The sequence below is a fragment of the Enterobacter sp. BNK-14 genome (assembly GCF_047456095.1).
GTDB lineage: Bacteria > Pseudomonadota > Gammaproteobacteria > Enterobacterales > Enterobacteriaceae > Enterobacter > Enterobacter kobei.
In genome coordinates, this window is the sequence record NZ_CP179897.1 from 1,837,154 (window position 1) to 1,854,497 (window position 17,344).

The window sequence follows — 17,344 nt, forward strand, 5'->3', positions numbered from 1 at the left end:
TAGCCCGGCAAAACCGGGCTTTTTTTAGGCTATATTCAGGTACTTGTGCGTCTGCATGGACAGGCGCCAGTTACGCGCGATACAGGTTTCAATACACAGACGCGTCGCATCTTCTTTCTGGCTGATAGGCTGCAGGGCAATCACCCGCTGCTTTTCATCCGTCAGCGTCGCCAGCAGTTCGTCCAGCGCTTCGATATCGCGCACGCGCCCTACCGGGTGCTTAATCTCATCCGCGCGTTCCAGCGCCTGAGAGAGCACGTCATACCCGCCGCGCATATTCACTTTTGGCGAAACCGTCACCCAGGTAGAGTGAGAGCAGCGCACTTCGTGGGTGCCGCTGGTTTCAATCTGGCAGCTGTAGCCGTTCTTTTCGAGCAGCTCGGTCAGCGGAGTCAGATCGTGGATGCAGGGTTCACCGCCGGTGATCACCACATGGCGCGCCGTCCAGCCCTGACGACCAATAATCGCCAGCAGATCTTCTGAACTGCCCGCGCCCCACTTATCGCTCTCTTTGGTTTTCGCCAGAATGCTAAACAGCGACACTTCCCGATCTGCGAGCTTATCCCACGTATGTTTGGTATCACACCAGGCACAGCCAACCGGGCATCCCTGTAAACGAATAAAGATAGCGGGAACACCGGTAAAGTAACCCTCGCCTTGCAGGGTCTGGAACATCTCGTTAATCGGGTACTGCATAGTCATCTCAGTTAAGGGGATAAACGATAAGTATCGCAGATCCCCGCCGGATGGTCATGCTCCATCGGTGCTTTGCGCGCTAATCGCCGCCATAAACCGTTCGGTAATTTGCTGTGGACGGGTGATCGCGCCGCCGACGACGACCGTGTGCGCCCCCAGCGCCAGGCACCGGGCCGCGCGTTCAGGCGTATCCACGTTCCCTTCGGCAACCACGGGAACCGTCACGGCCGCCAGCACGGCCTTCAGGAACGCGCAGTCGTTCTCCGGAAGCAAATGGCCCGCCGTTTCCGCCGTATAGCCGTAAAGCGTCGTGCCGACGCAGTCAAAGCCCAGCGCCTGCGCCGTCACGGCTTCGTCCACGGTGGAAATATCCGCCATCAGCAGTACCGAGGGGTAGCGCGAGCGGATGCGCATGACCAGCGTTTCCAGGGATTCCCCACCGGGACGCTCCCTGGCCGTGGCATCAAGGGCTATGATTTCCGGAGCGACGGCCATGAGCTCATCCACCTCTTTCATCGTGGCGGTGATAAACACTTCGCTTTCCGGGTAATCCCGTTTGATGATGCCGATGACAGGCAAAGAGACCTGCTGCTTAATGGCCTCGATATCCACCACGCTGTTGGCACGAATGGCAGCGGCCCCGCCCTGCGCCGCCGCCAGCGCCATCCGCGACATAATAAACGGGCTATGCAGCGGTTCATTCTCCAGCGCCTGACAGGAGACGACCAGTTTTCCCTTCAGGTTATCCAGTACAGTTTTCATTACGATAAAATCTCTTCCACTTCGTTTTTGATAATGGTGACGTGCGGGCCATAAATGACCTGAACCCCGTTACCGCGCACGATAACGCCGCGCGCGCCGGTCGCTTTCAGCGCCGCGTCATCCACCTTGCTGCCGTCTTTGACCGTGACGCGAAGGCGCGTGGCGCAGCAGTCCACCTCGTCCAGATTGTCTTTTCCACCTAATCCGGCGATCACCGCCGCAGCACGCTCGCTTTGCGGCAGACTCACTTCATCAACCATCGCCGTCTTTTCACGGCCCGGCGTGGCGAAATCAAAACGGTTAATCAGGTAGCGGAAGGTGAAGTAGTAAAGGAAGAACCACGGCACGCCGACCAGCGGAACGAACATCCAGTTGGTTTTGGCCTCCCCCTGCAAAATACCGAACAGCACGAAGTCGATAAAACCGCCGGAGAAGGTTTGCCCGATGGTGATATGCAGCATGTGTGCGAGCATGAACGCCAGCCCGTCAAACAGCGCATGGATGACGTAAAGCACCGGCGCAATAAACAGGAAGGAGAACTCGATGGGCTCGGTAATGCCCGTCAGGAAAGAGGTTAACGCCGCAGAGAGCAGAAGCCCGGCAACGCGCTTTTTGTTCTCGGGTTTTGCCGTGTGGTACATCGCCAGACACGCGCCGAGCAGGCCAAACATCATCGTAATAAAGCGCCCGGACATGAAGCGCGACGTGCCTTCATAAAACTGACGCGTCGTCGGGTCGGCCAGCTGGGCGAAGAAGATCCGCTGCGTACCCTCCACCAGATGACCATTGACGATCTCGCTGCCGCCAAGGGCCGTGGTCCAGAACGGAAGATAGAAGATGTGGTGCAACCCGAACGGGCCCAGCATACGCAAAATGAAGCCGTACAGCAGGGTGCCCAGATAACCTGTGGCGTCTACCAGACCGCCCAGACCAAAGATCAGTTTCTGAAAATGCGGCCAGACCACGGTCATCAGCGCGCCGACGAGTATCGCCGCCAGCGAGCTGATAATCGGGACAAAGCGCGAGCCGCCAAAGAAGCCCAGGAACTGCGGAAGGGCAATTTTATTAAACCGGTGATGCAACGCGCAGGTCACGAGACCAATCACCACGCCGCCAAATACACCCGTTTCCAGCGTCTGAATCCCCAGCGTCATCCCCTGCCCCACGGCCCCCGGGTTTTCCTGCGCCAGTTTGCCGGTGAGGATCAGCAGCGCGTTGATGGTGGCGTTCATCACCAGAAACGCCAGTAACGCCGCCAGCCCTGCCGTGCCTTTATCACTTTTTGCCAGCCCAACGGCCACCCCAACCGCAAACAGCACCGAGAGGTTCGCAAATACGATGGAACCTGCACTGCTCATGATGGTGAAAACCGCCTGCAGCCAGCCCACATCTAAAAACGGATAGGCCGTCAGCGTATTGGGATTCGACAACGCGCCGCCTATCCCAAGCAGCAGACCCGCCGCAGGCAACACGGCGATGGGCAACATAAACGATTTGCCGAAGCGCTGCGCTTTTTCAAACCATCCCCCCGAAGAGGCTCCACTGAACATTTGCATCATTTTTTCATCCCCCCATTTATTGATGAAAATTTTTACCATATAAATATTTAATAGTGAAAATTATCACCAAAAACCAGGAGACCGATCATACTTTTTCAAAATGACTGGCATCTTTCCCCCGCTTTCCGTCACACTAGTCACAGAGAAACGCATTAAGGACCTGGCATGTCGGACCATGAAAATCTGCTGCTGAAGCTCCGCCAGGAGGCTTCCGGGTACAGCCCAACACAACAAAAACTCGGCGAGTTTGTCCTCAGCGATCCCGCCCGAGTGCTCTACCTGACGATCACGGAACTGGCGCGCGAGAGTCACACCAGCGAGGCCAGCGTGACGCGTCTTTGCCGGACGCTGGGCTGCAAGGGCTACAACGAATTCAAAATGGCGCTGGCGCTGGATATTCAGCAGGGTCAGCCCGCGCGAGAGGCCGGGGATGAAATTGATAACGTGGTGGATGAGTCAATCCTGGCTCTGCAGGATACCGCTAGGCTCCTGGACCGGGCGCTGCTTGAAAAAGCCGCACTGGCACTGCACCAGGCGCACTCCGTGCAGATCTATGGCGTCGCGGCCAGCGCAATCCTCGGTGAGTATCTGCATTACAAGTTATTAAGGCTGGGTAAACCCGCACAGTTATTTAGCGACATGCACCGCGCGGCCATGAATGCGGCAACGCTCTCGGCTGAAACGCTGGTCGTGGCTATCTCCAGTTCCGGTTCTACGCGGGATTTACTTCATGTGGTGAAACTGGCCCGCAAGCGCGGCGTAAAGGTTCTGGCGCTCAGCAACACGCCACGTAGCCCGCTGGCTTCCCTGAGTGATATGCAACTGGTAGCCGCCAAGCCAGAAGGCCCGCTTAGCGCTGGCGCGCTCAATGCAAAGGTGGGTGTCATGCTGCTGGTCGAATTGCTGACCACCTCTCTTATTACGCTGGACAACCATTACGCGGATGTTAGCCAGCAAACAGCCAGCGCTACGCTTCCTTTGCTGCTCTGAAAATATTACGCAGGCTACATAAACTAGCCTGCTTTTAAGTTACTCAATTTCCCTTAAGCAAAATTTAATTTATTTTCCAGAGAAATGTTTGGTGTAACAAAATATTTTATTTATTACATTTTCAATGCTGTAACCACCCTATCCCCGAAGCATAAAAATCAATACAAATCATAAAGTTGAAATATAATTATTTATAAATTGAATTTTTCACCTTTCCGCAATGTCCAATATCTCCACCTGATTTCCTTTCCTTAAAATAAGCTTAAGACGCAGCCTGTTTCGGCGATTTATTATTTAAATGCCGTTTACTTTTGCGCGCCTACAATCCGCCTCATCAATCATAATGAGACGGTATTAATGAAGATGTTATTGATTACAGGCGTGACCGGTTTCCTGGGCGGTGCAGTACTTGAAAAAATCCTGACGAGCGATCAATCCGTGAAACTCCTTTTGCTTGCCCGCGCCGGCGATCCGCAAAGCGGGCTGGAGCGCGTGCAGGAGAACATGCGTAAGTTCAACGTTTCTGAGGAGAAACTGGCTTCCCTGAGCGTGGAGAATATTCTCATTGGCGACCTCAGTCAGCCGGAGGCCTTTCTGAACGATCCGCGACTGAACCAGGTCACGCATGTGGTTAACTGCGCGGCTGTCGCCTCATTTGGAAACAACCCGCTTATCTGGAAGGTAAACGTCGACGGTACCCTTGCGCTGGCACGCCGCATGGAACAGGTCACTGGACTGCAGCGTTTCCTGCACGTAGGCACAGCAATGTCATGCACCCCGGAGCAGGATTCACTGGTCGCGGAAAGTGCTGAATTCAGAGAAAATGCTGAACATCTGGTGGAATACACTTATTCGAAGTCAACCATTGAAAAGCTGATGCGTCAGGAGTGCCCGGACCTGCCGCTGCTTATCGCCCGCCCCTCCATCGTCGTCGGCCATACCCGTCACGGCTGCACGCCGTCGAGCAGCATCTTCTGGGTCTTCAGTATGGGCCTGATGCTGCAAAAGTTTATGTGTTCAATGGAAGACCGGATCGACGTAGTGCCGGTGGATTATTGCGCCGACGCGCTGTTAATGCTGCTCGGCAGCAACGCGCGTCCGGGTGAGGTGGTGCATATTTCTGCCGGGGAAGAAAACAGCGTTCGCTTTGCAGACATCGATCAGGCGATGGCGCAGGCGCTGGAGAAAGCGCCCGTCGGTGATAAATATGCGCAGGTCAGCTACGAAACGCTGGTCAGAATGCGCCGCGAGCTGAAAACGATTTTTGGTCCATGCAACGAACGCCTGATGCTGAGAGCGATGCGCTTATACGGCGCCTTTGCCACGCTGAACGTGCGCTTCAGCAACGATAAGCTGCTCAGCATGGGAATGCCGAAACCCCCGCGTTTTACGGATTATATCGCCCGCTGCGTCCAGACCACCCGGGGATTGACCATCCCGGAGCAAATGGCGGTCGATTTTAAATAGCCAAAAAAAATGCCAGTCTTTCGACTGGCATTTTCATTTAAGGCTTAAGCAATTATGCCTGGCCTTTGATCTCTTTACGACCGTTGTATGGTGCTTTTTCACCCAGCGCTTCTTCGATACGAATCAGCTGGTTGTATTTAGCAACACGGTCAGAACGGCTCATAGAACCGGTTTTGATCTGGCCTGCAGCGGTACCCACTGCCAGGTCAGCAATGGTTGCATCTTCAGTTTCACCAGAACGGTGAGAGATGACAGCGGTGTAGCCAGCGTCTTTCGCCATTTTGATCGCAGCCAGGGTTTCGGTCAGAGAACCGATCTGGTTGAATTTGATCAGGATGGAGTTAACGATGCCTTTCTCGATGCCTTCTTTCAGGATCTTGGTGTTGGTTACGAACAGATCGTCACCAACCAGCTGGATTTTGTCGCCCAGTACTTTGGTCTGGTATGCGAAACCATCCCAGTCAGACTCGTCCAGACCGTCTTCGATAGAGACGATTGGGTACTGTTTGGTCAGGTCTTCCAGGAAGTGAGTGAACTCTTCGGAGGTGAACGCTTTGTTGCCTTCGCCAGCCAGAACGTATTTACCGTCTTTGTAGAATTCAGATGCTGCACAGTCCATCGCCAGGGTGATATCTTTGCCCAGCTCGTAGCCAGCAGCTTTTACTGCTTCTGCGATAACAGCCAGAGCTTCTGCGTTAGAACCCAGGTTTGGCGCATAGCCACCTTCGTCACCTACAGCCGTGTTCATACCTTTAGCTTTCAGAACTTTAGCCAGGTTGTGGAACACTTCAGAACCCATACGTACCGCTTCTTTCAGGGATTTCGCGCCAACTGGCTGAATCATGAATTCCTGAATATCAACGTTGTTGTCTGCGTGCTCACCACCGTTGATGATGTTCATCATTGGTACAGGCATGGAGTATTTGCCTGGGGTGCCGTTCAGTTCAGCGATGTGCTCGAACAGTGGCATACCTTTAGCAGCCGCTGCTGCTTTGGCGTTCGCCAGGGAAACCGCCAGGATTGCGTTCGCACCGAAGTTAGATTTGTTTTCAGTACCGTCCAGATCGATCATGATCTTGTCGATGCCAGCCTGGTCTTTAGCGTCTTTGCCAATGATGGCCTGAGCAATAGGACCGTTTACAGCGCCAACCGCTTTCAGTACGCCTTTGCCCATGAAACGGGATTTGTCGCCATCGCGCAGTTCCAGCGCTTCGCGGGAACCCGTAGAAGCACCTGATGGAGCAGCTGCCATACCGACGAAACCACCTTCCAGATGAACTTCAGCTTCAACGGTCGGGTTACCACGGGAGTCGATGATTTCACGACCGATGACTTTAACGATTTTGGACATTAGATTTTCCTCAGTACAAGTTAAACTAAAACTCCAGACAAACAACGCGTACCAAAGGTACGCGTTGCCGTTCTAACTTTTTTTACTTCGCCTGACGCTTCTGGTACTCGCTGGCGGCTTTCACGAAGCCTGCAAACAGCGGATGCCCGTCACGCGGCGTTGAAGTAAATTCCGGGTGGAACTGGCAGGCAACAAACCATGGATGGTTTGGCACTTCAATGATCTCGACTAACTGATCATCCCCGGAGCGGCCCGCAACGCGCAGGCCCGCAGCTTCAATTTGTTTCAACAGCATGTTGTTGACTTCATAGCGGTGACGATGGCGCTCGGTGATGACCGATTCGCCATACAGCTTGCGAACCACGCTATCGTCGGACAGCTGGCAGGCCTGTGCGCCAAGACGCATTGTGCCACCCAGATCGCTCTTCTCGGTACGGACTTCGACGTTACCGTCTTCGTCGCGCCATTCCGTAATCAGCGCCACTACAGGGTACTTACAGTCTGGCACAAATTCCGTAGAGTTCGCGTTTTCCATTCCCGCTACGTTGCGCGCAAATTCGATCAGCGCAACCTGCATACCCAGGCAGATGCCGAGGTAAGGAATATTGTTTTCACGCGCATAGCGTGCAGTGGCGATCTTGCCTTCAACACCACGGTAGCCAAAGCCGCCAGGGATGAGAATCGCATCCAGATCTTTCAGAATTTCCACGCCACGCGTTTCAACATCCTGCGAATCAATCAGCTTGATGTTCACGGAGACGCGGTTCTTCAGACCACCGTGTTTCAGCGCTTCGATAACTGACTTATAGGCATCCGGCAGTTCAATGTACTTGCCGACCATACCGATAGTCACTTCGCCCGCCGGATTGGCTTCTTCATAGATAACCTGTTCCCATTCAGACAGGTTAGCTTCCGGACAGTTCAAGCTGAATCGTTTACAAATATAATCGTCCAGGCCCTGCGATTTCAACAGGCCCGGGATTTTATAAATGGAATCGACATCTTTCATTGAAATAACGGCTTTTTCAGGCACGTTACAGAACAATGCAATTTTCGCACGTTCGTTCGCCGGGATAGCGCGATCGGAACGGCAAACCAGGATGTCAGGCTGAATACCGATGGAAAGCAGCTCTTTAACAGAGTGCTGAGTCGGTTTGGTTTTCACTTCACCTGCAGCCGCCATGTAAGGCACCAGCGTCAGGTGCATGAACAGCGCATGCTCACGACCAATATCTACCGCCAGCTGACGAATCGCTTCGAGGAACGGCAGGGATTCGATATCCCCTACGGTACCGCCGATTTCAACCAGCACAACGTCATGCCCTTCGCCACCGGCAAGGACACGCTCTTTGATGGCGTTAGTGATGTGTGGGATAACCTGAACGGTCGCGCCCAGGTAGTCACCGCGGCGCTCTTTACGCAGAACGTCGGAGTAGATGCGGCCTGTCGTAAAGTTGTTACGACGGGTCATTTTGGTACGAATGAAACGCTCGTAGTGGCCAAGATCCAGATCGGTTTCAGCGCCGTCTTCAGTAACGAACACTTCCCCGTGTTGGGTTGGGCTCATGGTGCCAGGATCGACGTTGATGTACGGATCCAGTTTCATCATGGTCACATTGAGGCCACGGGCTTCAAGAATGGCTGCGAGGGAGGCTGCGGCAATGCCTTTACCCAGAGAGGATACGACCCCGCCGGTCACAAAAATATAGTTCGTTGTCATGCTGAACCTGAGAAGTTAGGGTGAAACGATGGAATAACCAGGACGGGAAAGTAGTATACCCGAACACGGCGAGCGCCACAAACTTTCATTCTCCGTCTCCATTCCAGGCCATGACAAACATAAGGAGTGAGAAAATAGCCCCTTTTGGGTAAATGTTTTTGACGCAAATCAAGCGCTTGTCATTTAAAAAATCACACAAATTGCGCTTGATCGCAAAATTCCGTTAGAGATCAGATTCCTGGCGTTTTACTTCCTGCCAGACTTCTTCCATCGCCTGGAGGTCAATTCCGGTCATTTCCAGGCCGCGCGAGGCGACAATCCGCTCCACTTCACGAAAACGACGTTCGAATTTCAGATTGGCTTTTTGCAATGCGGTTTCCGCTTTTACACCTAAATGGCGCGAAAGGTTGACGGTCGCAAACAACAGATCGCCCATCTCTTCCTCAAGCTTTGCTTCATCCACCACCGCCTGCTGCGCTTCGTGCATAACCTCGTCGATCTCTTCATGCACTTTATCCAGCACCGGCCCCAGAGAGTCCCAGTCAAAACCGACGGCGGAACAACGCTTTTGAATTTTATGCGCGCGCATCAGCGCAGGCAGACTCAGAGGAATATCGTCCAGCGCCGAATGCTGGGATTTTTCAGCACGCTCGGCGCTTTTAATCTGCTCCCAGCGGGCCAGTACTTCCGCGCTGTTGCCTGCGGTGGCATCGCCAAAGATATGCGGGTGACGGCGCTCAAGCTTGTCGCTGATAGCGGCGCAGATATCATCAAAGTTAAAGCGCCCTTCTTCCTGCGCCATCTGGGCGTAGAACACCACCTGGAACAGCAGGTCGCCGAGTTCACCACGCAGGTCGTCAAAATCCTCGCGAGAAATGGCGTCCAGCACCTCGTAGGTCTCTTCAAGCGTGTACGGGGCGATGGTGGAGAAAGTCTGCTCTTTGTCCCACGGGCAGCCGTTTTCCGGATCGCGCAGGCGTTTCATGATGCCGAGCAGGCGGTCGATTTGAGTCATAGTGTTTTCCATTAAAAAACAAGCCGGGTGGCGGCAAAGCCTTACCCGGCCTACAGAAGAGTGTATTTACCCGCCGTGCAGACGACGCGCGTCAATCACATCCGGCACCTGGTTCAGTTTGCCGAGCACGCGACCCAGCACCTGCAGGTTGTAGATTTCGATGGTCATATCGATGGTGGCAAGCTGCTCGCGGGTATCGCTGCGGCTGGCAACACCCAGCACGTTGACCTTCTCGTTGGCGAGAATGGTGGTGATATCGCGCAGCAGGCCGCTGCGGTCATTGGCGGTAACACGCACCACCAGCGAGTAGCCGGCGGAGTAGCTCTCCCCCCAGACCGCTTCCACGATGCGCTCCGGCGCATGGGACTGCAGCTCGGCAAGCTGGTCACAGTCGGAACGGTGGATCGAGATCCCGCGCCCCTGGGTGATAAAACCGACGATGTCGTCGCCCGGAATTGGCTGACAGCAGCGGGCAATGTGGTGCATCAGATTGCCCACTCCCTCGACCACTACGCGGCCATTATCTTTACTGCGCTGCTGCGGGGCGTAGGTTTTCTGCTGCAGCTGCTTCAGCGCCGCCGCGTCCTGCTCTTCCGCGCTTGGCTTATTGAACTGCGCCTGCAGGAAGTTAACCATCTGATTGAGACGAATATCGCCGCCGCCAATTGCCGCTAACAGTTCGTCAAGCTCGTTGAAGTTGTAGCGCGGCAGCAGGAATTTCTCGGCCTCTTTCAGGCTGATCCCGATATGTTCCAGCTCGTCGTCAAGGATCTGACGACCGGCAAGGATATTTTTGTCTCGATCCTGCTTGCGGAACCAGGCGTGAATTTTTGAGCGTCCGCGGCTGGTGGTGACGTACCCCAGGTTCGGATTAAGCCAGTCCCGGCTCGGGTTAGGCTGCTTCTGGGTGATGATTTCAATCTGATCGCCCATCTGCAACTGGTAAGTGAACGGGACGATGCGCCCGCCGATTTTCGCCCCGATACAGCGGTGCCCCACGTCACTGTGGATGTGGTAGGCAAAATCAAGCGGCGTTGAACCGGCTGGCAGGTCGACCACATCCCCTTTCGGGGTAAAGACGTAGACCCGGTCGTCAAAGACCTGGCTGCGGACTTCGTCGAGCATTTCGCCCGAGTCGGCCATCTCTTCCTGCCACGCAATCAGCTTGCGCAGCCAGGCGATGCGATCCTCGTGACCAGAACGCGCCCCGCCCGACGTTCCCTCTTTGTATTTCCAGTGCGCGGCAACGCCCAGCTCGGCATCTTCGTGCATCTGTTTGGTGCGGATCTGAATTTCGACCGTTTTGCCGCCAGGGCCAAGCACCACGGTGTGAATGGACTGATAACCGTTAGGTTTAGGGTTAGCCACATAGTCATCAAACTCATCCGGCAGATGGCGGAAGTGAGTGTGGACGATCCCCAGCGCGGCGTAGCAGTCCTGCAGACGTTCCGCCACGATACGCACGGCACGCACGTCAAACAGCTCGTCAAAGGCGAGGTGTTTCTTCTGCATTTTGCGCCAGATGCTGTAGATGTGCTTAGGTCGCCCGTAGACTTCGGCGCGCACGTTCTCTTCTTTCATCGCCTGGCGCAAGCCGCCGACAAACTCCTCGATATAGTGCTCGCGGTCAATGCGGCGTTCATGCAGAAGTTTGGCAATGCGCTTATATTCCGCCGGGTGCAGATAACGGAAGCAGTAATCTTCCAGCTCCCATTTGAGCTGACCGATACCTAACCGGTTCGCCAGCGGCGCATAGATGTTTGTACACTCTTTGGCGGCCAGCACGCGCTCGTCTTCCGGCGCATCCTTCACCTCACGCAGGTGGGCAATACGCTCGGCCAGTTTGATGACCACACAGCGGAAATCATCCACCATGGCCAGCAGCATCCGGCGGACGTTATCGACCTGCTCAGAGGAGACGGAATCGGTGTGCGCGGCTTTAAGCTGGCGGATAGCCGCCATATCGCGCACGCCGTGGATCAGCGCGACGACGGATTTTCCGACGCTCTCACGCAGCACGTCTTCCGTCACGACGTTCGCATCGGCGAGAGGAAACAGCAACGCGGCCTGCAGCGTTTCAATATCCATGTTCAGCATGGATAAGATTTCAACCATCTCCACGCCGCGCCACAAAAGGAGATCGGCATCCGGATGACCCTGTGTGGTGCGAAGACAGTAGGCCCAGGTTTCGGTTAAGCGTTCACACGACTGCTGGCTGGAAATTCCCAGACTTGCGATCCATTTTTGTGGGTCAAACTCCCCAGCTTTATTGAGATGTGCACTTCTTACCGCAACCATTGTCCTCTCCTTTAGGGACCAGGGCCTGTCGAAGTCGACAAGCCAAACAAATTAGATGTGCTCGAACAACACCATCGATTCCAGATGCCCAGTGTGCGGGAACATGTCCAGCATTGCCAGACGCTGAATTTGGTAACCCGCGCTGATTAATACCTCACTGTCACGGGCAAGCGTTGCCGGGTTACAGGAAACATAGACCACACGCTTCGGGGCAAGTTTAATCACATGCGCCATGACGCCCGGGGCACCGGCGCGTGCCGGGTCGAGCAGGATTTTGTCAAATCCCTGCTGTGCCCACGGCTGTTGCGTCACATCTTCCTCAAGATTTTGATGAAAGAATGTCACATTTTGCAAGCCGTTCTGTTGTGCGTTCTCCTGCCCTTTAGCCACCAGCGCTTCAACACCTTCCACGCCAACGACGCTTGCTGCTTTTCGCGCCAGCGGCAGCGTGAAGTTGCCCATGCCGCAGAACAGATCGAGCACCCGATCGGTGGGCTGTATATCAAGCCACGCCAGCGCTTTCTCAACCATCTGCTGGTTTACGCCATCATTTACCTGAATGAAATCCCGCGGGCTAAACGTTAAGCGTAGCCCGTTTGACGCATACCAGGGCGCATCACCGGTAACCTGTTCAAGTATCTCGCTTTGTGGAGCAAGGAAAAGCGCCAGGTCGTGGGAATGCGAAAAGCGTTCCAGTTTTTCGCGATCTTTTTTCGATAATGGCGCGGTGTGGCGCAACACCATCAGCGGGCCATTATTGGCCATGACCAGTTCGACATGCCCAAGATGGCGAACGCCGTCCAGTCCTGAGAGGCAAGTGCGCACGTGCGGAAGCAATGCCTCAAGATGGGGCACCAAAACAGGGCACTGCTTCACATCAACAATATCGCTGGAGGCCGCTTTGCGAAAACCCATCTCCAGCCGCGCCGTTTTGGGCTGATAGCTCAGACTCAGACGCGCGCGGCGACGGTAGCCCCAGGGCTGATCAGCAATAACTTCGTTCACGTCGTGCTTCAGCAGACGCGCCAGGGCGCGGCTTTTGCTTTTTTGCTGTAATTCTGTGCTCGCATGCTGTTGCTGGCAGCCTCCGCAAACGCCAAAATGCGGACAGCGTGGCGCAACGCGCGCCGGGCTATCGTTGAGGCGACGCTTCACCTGTCCGCGCGCGTACTGGCGTTTGTCTTCCGTCAGCGTAATTTCTGCTCGTTCTGTTGGCAGCAAACCTGTTATAAACAGAGTCTTACCATTGTGATGAGCCACCCCCTGACCAAACGGGTCAAGGTCTGTGGCTTCAACAGTAATGATTTGACGCGTCGTCACGCGTCGTTTTGCAGAGTAGAATTGCGCCATCGCCGAGATTTTTCTCACATAAACATAATTATCTTAATTGTCCCATAACGGAACGCCATGACCAACTACAGCCTGCGCGCGCGCATGATGATTTTGATCCTCGCCCCCACCGTTCTCATCGGTTTGCTGCTGAGTATCTTCTTTGTGGTGCACCGCTATAACGATTTGCAGCGACAGCTGGAGGATGCAGGCGCCAGCATCATCGAACCGCTCGCCGTCTCAAGCGAGTACGGGATGAACCTGCAAAACCGCGAATCCATTGGGCAGTTAATCAGCGTGCTTCACCGACGCCACTCGGACATCGTACGCGCCATTTCCGTTTACGACGAACATAACCGCCTGTTTGTCACCTCGAATTTTCATCTCGATCCGGCGGCCCTGAAAATCCCGGACGGTACACCTTTCCCGCGCCATCTCACCGTACTGCGGCGCGGCGATATCATGATCCTGCGCACGCCGATCGTGTCGGAAAGTTATTCCCCCGACGAGTCTGCGCAATCTGACGCCAAATCCAGCAATAACATGCTGGGATACGTGGCGCTGGAGCTGGATCTCAAATCAGTCCGGCTACAGCAGTACAAAGAGATTTTTATCTCTGGCGTGATGATGCTGTTCTGTATTGGTATTGCACTGATCTTCGGCTGGCGCCTGATGCGCGACGTAACGGGCCCCATCCGCAATATGGTCAATACTGTTGACCGCATCCGCCGGGGACAGCTCGACAGCCGCGTAGAAGGTTTTATGCTGGGCGAGCTGGATATGCTGAAAAACGGCATCAACTCGATGGCCATGTCGCTGGCGGCCTATCACGAAGAGATGCAACATAACGTTGACCAGGCGACGTCTGACCTGCGCGAAACGCTGGAGCAGATGGAGATCCAGAACGTTGAGCTGGATCTGGCGAAAAAGCGCGCCCAGGAAGCGGCGCGGATTAAATCTGAATTCCTTGCCAATATGTCGCACGAGCTGCGTACGCCGCTCAATGGGGTGATCGGCTTTACCCGCCTGACGCTGAAAAGCGAGCTTAACCCGACGCAGCGCGATCACCTGCACACCATTGAACGTTCGGCCAACAACCTGCTGGCGATCATTAACGACGTGCTGGACTTCTCCAAGCTGGAGGCGGGCAAGCTTATTCTGGAGAGCATACCGTTCCCGCTGCGCGGTACGCTCGATGAAGTGGTCACGCTGCTCGCCCACTCGTCACACGACAAAGGCCTTGAACTGACGCTTAACATCAAAAACGACGTGCCGGATAACGTCATCGGCGATCCTCTGCGCCTTCAGCAGGTCATTACCAATCTTGTTGGCAACGCCATTAAATTCACCGAAAGCGGCAACATCGACATTCTGGTAGAAAAACGCGCGCTCAGTAACAACAAGGTACAGATTGAGGTTCAGATCCGCGATACCGGGATTGGTATTCCCGAGCGCGATCAGTCGCGTCTGTTCCAGGCGTTCCGCCAGGCGGATGCCAGTATCTCCCGTCGTCATGGCGGTACCGGTCTGGGGCTGGTGATTACGCAGAGGCTGGTAAACGAGATGGGCGGCGATATCTCTTTCCACAGCCAGCCAAACCGTGGTTCAACCTTCTGGTTCCACATTAACCTGGATCTCAATCCGAACGCGTTGACCGACGGTCCGGTGACAAGCTGCCTGAACGGTAAGCGTCTGGCCTACGTCGAGCCTAACGCGGCGGCCGCGCAGTGCACGCTGGATATTTTAAGCACTACACCTCTGGAGGTAGTCTACAGCCCTACCTTCTCGGCGCTTGCCGTTGAGCACTACGACATTCTGCTGATGGGTATTCCGGTGACGTTCACCGGCGAACTGACCATGCAGCAGGAGCGGCTGGCGAAAGCCGCGTCGATGACCGACTATCTGCTGCTGGCGCTGCCCTGTCACGCTCAGATAAACGCGGAGGAGTTGAAAAACGACGGGGCAGCCGCGTGTCTGCTTAAACCCCTCACCGCCACCCGCCTGCTGCCCGCCCTCACGGAGTATTGCCGTCTTAGCCAGCATGCCCTTCCGCTGATTAACGATGAGCAAAAACTGCCGATGAGCGTGATGGCAGTTGATGACAACCCGGCAAACCTGAAGCTCATTGGCGTGTTGCTGGAAGATCAGGTTCAGCATGTGGAGTTGTGCACCAGCGGCACGCAGGCCGTTGAACAAGCCAAACAGATGCAGTTCGATTTAATTCTGATGGATATTCAGATGCCGGGCATGGATGGCATTCGGGCCTGTGAGTTGATCCACCAGCTGCCACATCAGCAGCAAACGCCGGTGATTGCAGTCACCGCGCATGCGATGGCCGGTCAGAAAGAGAAGTTACTGAGCGCCGGGATGAATGATTATCTGGCCAAACCTATCGACGAAGAGAAGCTTCATAACCTGCTGTTACGCTATAAGCCGGGACATATTGGCGGAAGCTACACGGTTTCCAGCGAGCCGGTTGAGGTCACCGTCAATCAAAATGCAACCTTTGACTGGCAGCTTGCACTGCGTCAGGCGGCAGGTAAACCCGATTTAGCCCGCGAGATGCTGCAAATGCTGGTCGCGTTTCTGCCGGAGATTCGTAATAAAGTTGAAGAACAGCTTGTGGGGGAACACCCGGATGAACTGCTGGAAGCCATCCACAAGCTTCACGGCAGCTGCGGCTATAGCGGCGTACCGCGGCTTAAAAATCTCTGCCAGCTGCTGGAGCAGCAACTGCGCGCAGGTACGCCAGAATCGGAGCTGGAACCCGAGTTTCTGGAGCTGCTGGATGAAATGGATAACGTGACGCGTGAAGCGATGAAGGTATTGGGGAGCTGAGATAAAAGCCCGGTGGCGGCTTCGCCTTACCGGGCCTACGATTGCGGGTGCGGCCTGATTGCGGGTGCGGCCTGATGCCCTCACCCCAACCCTCTCCTACGGGGAGAGGGAGAACTACATTCCCTGCCCCACTTTCAGCACCGCCGCGATATTTCTGGCGGTCATCTGTACATTCGCGCTGGCATTTTCCAGCGCATCTTCCAGCGAGCAGATGGTGTAAATCACGCTAAACACCGCATCAATGCCGTGATCGTGAACCACGCCAACATCCGCCGTCAGACTGCCCGCAATCCCGATAACGGGTTTGTTAAAGCGTTTCGCGACCTTCGCTACCCCCACCGGGACTTTGCCGTGGATCGTCTGGCTGTCGATGCGGCCTTCGCCGGTGATAACCAAATCTGCATCGGCCACCTGGTCGGCCAGGTGCAGCGCATCGGTTACAATCTCAATGCCCTGGCGCAACTGTGCGCCGCAAAAAGCGTACAGCGCCGCGCCCATGCCCCCCGCCGCACCACCGCCAGCAAGGTTTAGCACATCCATATCCAGATCCCGGGCAATAATCCGCGCATAATGAGCAAGCGCATTGTCCAGGGTGATGATCATCTCAGGCGTGGCCCCCTTTTGCGGGCCAAACACGGCTGACGCGCCATCCTTTCCAACCAGAGGATTGGTCACGTCGCAGGCGACCTCAATCCGACACTCGGCCAGACGCGTGTCCAGGCCCCTCAGGTCGATACGCGCGAGTTTTCCCAGCTCGCCTCCGCCCTGCCCCAGCGGCTGTTCACTGGCGTCGAGCAGCTTCGCACCCAGCGCCTGCATCATCCCGGCCCCGCCGTCATTGGTGGCGCTGCCGCCGATACCGATGATGATATGCTTAACGCCCGCATCCAGCGCGTGACGGATAAGTTCACCTGTGCCCCAGGAGGTCGTTTTCAGGGGATCGCGCTGCGAAGGCGCAACCAGTTCCAGACCGCTTGCCGCCGCCATTTCAATAAAGGCGCTCTGTTCGTCACCCGAAATCCCGTAAAATCCTTCCACCCGCTCGCCGAGGGGACCGGTCACCGGGACATGTACCCTTCGCCCCTGCGTTGCCGCGATCATCGCCTCAACGGTGCCTTCTCCCCCATCCGCGACCGGCAGTTTGACGTAAACCGCCTCGGGAAAGATCTCGCGAAAACCGCGCTCTATCGCTGTCGCAACCTCAAGCGCACTCAAACTTTCCTTATACGAGTCCGGTGCGATAACAATTTTCATAAGCCATCCTTACGCATAGTCGTTACGTTAAGCATACACCACGTAAAGAACCGCTCATGGGAGCG

General features: G+C 55.3%; 12 protein-coding genes. 3 read left to right on the forward strand and 9 right to left on the reverse strand.

All coding sequences use genetic code 11. The features are described from left to right. Nucleotides 1-24: 24 nt before the first annotated feature. Genes queE through ACMGGM_RS08790 form a run of 3 tightly spaced genes read right to left on the reverse strand, consistent with a single transcriptional unit; the run spans nucleotide 25 to nucleotide 3,017 of the window. Nucleotides 25-696 carry a 7-carboxy-7-deazaguanine synthase QueE gene (gene queE, locus ACMGGM_RS08780; RefSeq protein WP_014885040.1) on the reverse strand — a complete coding sequence of 224 codons (672 nt, stop codon included), beginning with the start codon at nucleotides 694-696 and terminating at the stop codon, nucleotides 25-27. Nucleotides 697-750: 54 nt separating this feature from the next. Then, nucleotides 751-1,458, reverse strand: coding sequence for an N-acetylmannosamine-6-phosphate 2-epimerase (locus ACMGGM_RS08785; protein WP_014885041.1), 708 nt, complete (start codon nucleotides 1,456-1,458; stop codon nucleotides 751-753). After that, nucleotides 1,458-3,017 carry a maltose/glucose-specific PTS transporter subunit IIC gene (locus tag ACMGGM_RS08790; RefSeq protein WP_014885042.1) on the reverse strand — a complete coding sequence of 520 codons (1,560 nt, stop codon included), beginning with the start codon at nucleotides 3,015-3,017 and terminating at the stop codon, nucleotides 1,458-1,460. Before ACMGGM_RS08790 ends, ACMGGM_RS08785 begins: the two co-directional genes overlap by 1 nt. Before the next feature lie 165 nt (nucleotides 3,018-3,182). Between ACMGGM_RS08790 and ACMGGM_RS08795 the strand changes: the two genes are divergently transcribed. Then, entirely contained in the window at nucleotides 3,183-4,007 is an 825-nt protein-coding gene (locus ACMGGM_RS08795) for a MurR/RpiR family transcriptional regulator (protein WP_045134133.1), read from the forward strand. Nucleotides 4,008-4,364: 357 nt separating this feature from the next. Further along, a complete protein-coding gene (locus ACMGGM_RS08800) occupies nucleotides 4,365-5,474 on the forward strand; it encodes an SDR family oxidoreductase (RefSeq protein ID WP_023331198.1) in 1,110 nt (369 codons plus the stop codon). 52 nt (nucleotides 5,475-5,526) lie between these two features. Here the strand turns inward: ACMGGM_RS08800 and eno are convergent, their stop codons facing one another. The 5 genes from eno to rlmD all read right to left on the reverse strand — a co-directional run bounded on the left by eno (nucleotide 5,527) and on the right by rlmD (nucleotide 13,208). Then, nucleotides 5,527-6,825, reverse strand: coding sequence for a phosphopyruvate hydratase (eno, locus tag ACMGGM_RS08805; RefSeq protein ID WP_014885045.1), 1,299 nt, complete (start codon nucleotides 6,823-6,825; stop codon nucleotides 5,527-5,529). Between the two features lie 82 nt (nucleotides 6,826-6,907). Next, the gene (gene pyrG / locus ACMGGM_RS08810) at nucleotides 6,908-8,545 is read right to left on the reverse strand and encodes a glutamine hydrolyzing CTP synthase (protein WP_014885046.1); all 1,638 of its coding nucleotides are present in this window, start codon (nucleotides 8,543-8,545) and stop codon (nucleotides 6,908-6,910) included. 223 nt (nucleotides 8,546-8,768) lie between these two features. Then, nucleotides 8,769-9,560 (reverse strand): nucleoside triphosphate pyrophosphohydrolase, encoded by a 792-nt coding sequence (gene mazG / locus ACMGGM_RS08815; RefSeq protein WP_014885047.1) that lies wholly within the window; start codon nucleotides 9,558-9,560, stop codon nucleotides 8,769-8,771. A gap of 66 nt (nucleotides 9,561-9,626) precedes the next feature. After that, nucleotides 9,627-11,858: a GTP diphosphokinase gene (gene relA, locus ACMGGM_RS08820; protein ID WP_014885048.1), complete on the reverse strand. Its 2,232-nt coding sequence runs from the start codon at nucleotides 11,856-11,858 to the stop codon at nucleotides 9,627-9,629. Between the two features lie 51 nt (nucleotides 11,859-11,909). Then, entirely contained in the window at nucleotides 11,910-13,208 is a 1,299-nt protein-coding gene (rlmD, locus tag ACMGGM_RS08825; RefSeq protein WP_023331199.1) for a 23S rRNA (uracil(1939)-C(5))-methyltransferase RlmD, read from the reverse strand. A gap of 57 nt (nucleotides 13,209-13,265) precedes the next feature. On the opposite strand from rlmD, the gene barA reads away from it, so the two are divergent. Further along, the gene (barA, locus tag ACMGGM_RS08830) at nucleotides 13,266-16,025 is read left to right on the forward strand and encodes a two-component sensor histidine kinase BarA (RefSeq protein ID WP_045134132.1); all 2,760 of its coding nucleotides are present in this window, start codon (nucleotides 13,266-13,268) and stop codon (nucleotides 16,023-16,025) included. 114 nt (nucleotides 16,026-16,139) lie between these two features. On the opposite strand, the gene ACMGGM_RS08835 is transcribed toward barA, so the two are convergent. After that, a complete protein-coding gene (locus ACMGGM_RS08835) occupies nucleotides 16,140-17,279 on the reverse strand; it encodes a glycerate kinase (RefSeq protein ID WP_045134131.1) in 1,140 nt (379 codons plus the stop codon). Between the last annotated feature and the right edge of the window lie 65 nt (nucleotides 17,280-17,344).

What these genes read in the sequence shown, in the direction of transcription:
- ACMGGM_RS08835 (WP_045134131.1), bottom strand. Translation starts at nt 17,279, where the DNA reads ATGAAAATTGTTATCGCACCGGACTCGTATAAGGAAAGTTTGAGTGCG.
- queE (WP_014885040.1), bottom strand. Translation starts at nt 696, where the DNA reads ATGCAGTACCCGATTAACGAGATGTTCCAGACCCTGCAAGGCGAGGGT.
- mazG (WP_014885047.1), bottom strand. Translation starts at nt 9,560, where the DNA reads ATGACTCAAATCGACCGCCTGCTCGGCATCATGAAACGCCTGCGCGAT.
- barA (WP_045134132.1), top strand. Translation starts at nt 13,266, where the DNA reads ATGACCAACTACAGCCTGCGCGCGCGCATGATGATTTTGATCCTCGCC.
- relA (WP_014885048.1), bottom strand. Translation starts at nt 11,858, where the DNA reads ATGGTTGCGGTAAGAAGTGCACATCTCAATAAAGCTGGGGAGTTTGAC.
- ACMGGM_RS08795 (WP_045134133.1), top strand. Translation starts at nt 3,183, where the DNA reads ATGTCGGACCATGAAAATCTGCTGCTGAAGCTCCGCCAGGAGGCTTCC.
- eno (WP_014885045.1), bottom strand. Translation starts at nt 6,825, where the DNA reads ATGTCCAAAATCGTTAAAGTCATCGGTCGTGAAATCATCGACTCCCGT.
- rlmD (WP_023331199.1), bottom strand. Translation starts at nt 13,208, where the DNA reads ATGGCGCAATTCTACTCTGCAAAACGACGCGTGACGACGCGTCAAATC.
- pyrG (WP_014885046.1), bottom strand. Translation starts at nt 8,545, where the DNA reads ATGACAACGAACTATATTTTTGTGACCGGCGGGGTCGTATCCTCTCTG.
- ACMGGM_RS08800 (WP_023331198.1), top strand. Translation starts at nt 4,365, where the DNA reads ATGAAGATGTTATTGATTACAGGCGTGACCGGTTTCCTGGGCGGTGCA.
- ACMGGM_RS08790 (WP_014885042.1), bottom strand. Translation starts at nt 3,017, where the DNA reads ATGATGCAAATGTTCAGTGGAGCCTCTTCGGGGGGATGGTTTGAAAAA.
- ACMGGM_RS08785 (WP_014885041.1), bottom strand. Translation starts at nt 1,458, where the DNA reads ATGAAAACTGTACTGGATAACCTGAAGGGAAAACTGGTCGTCTCCTGT.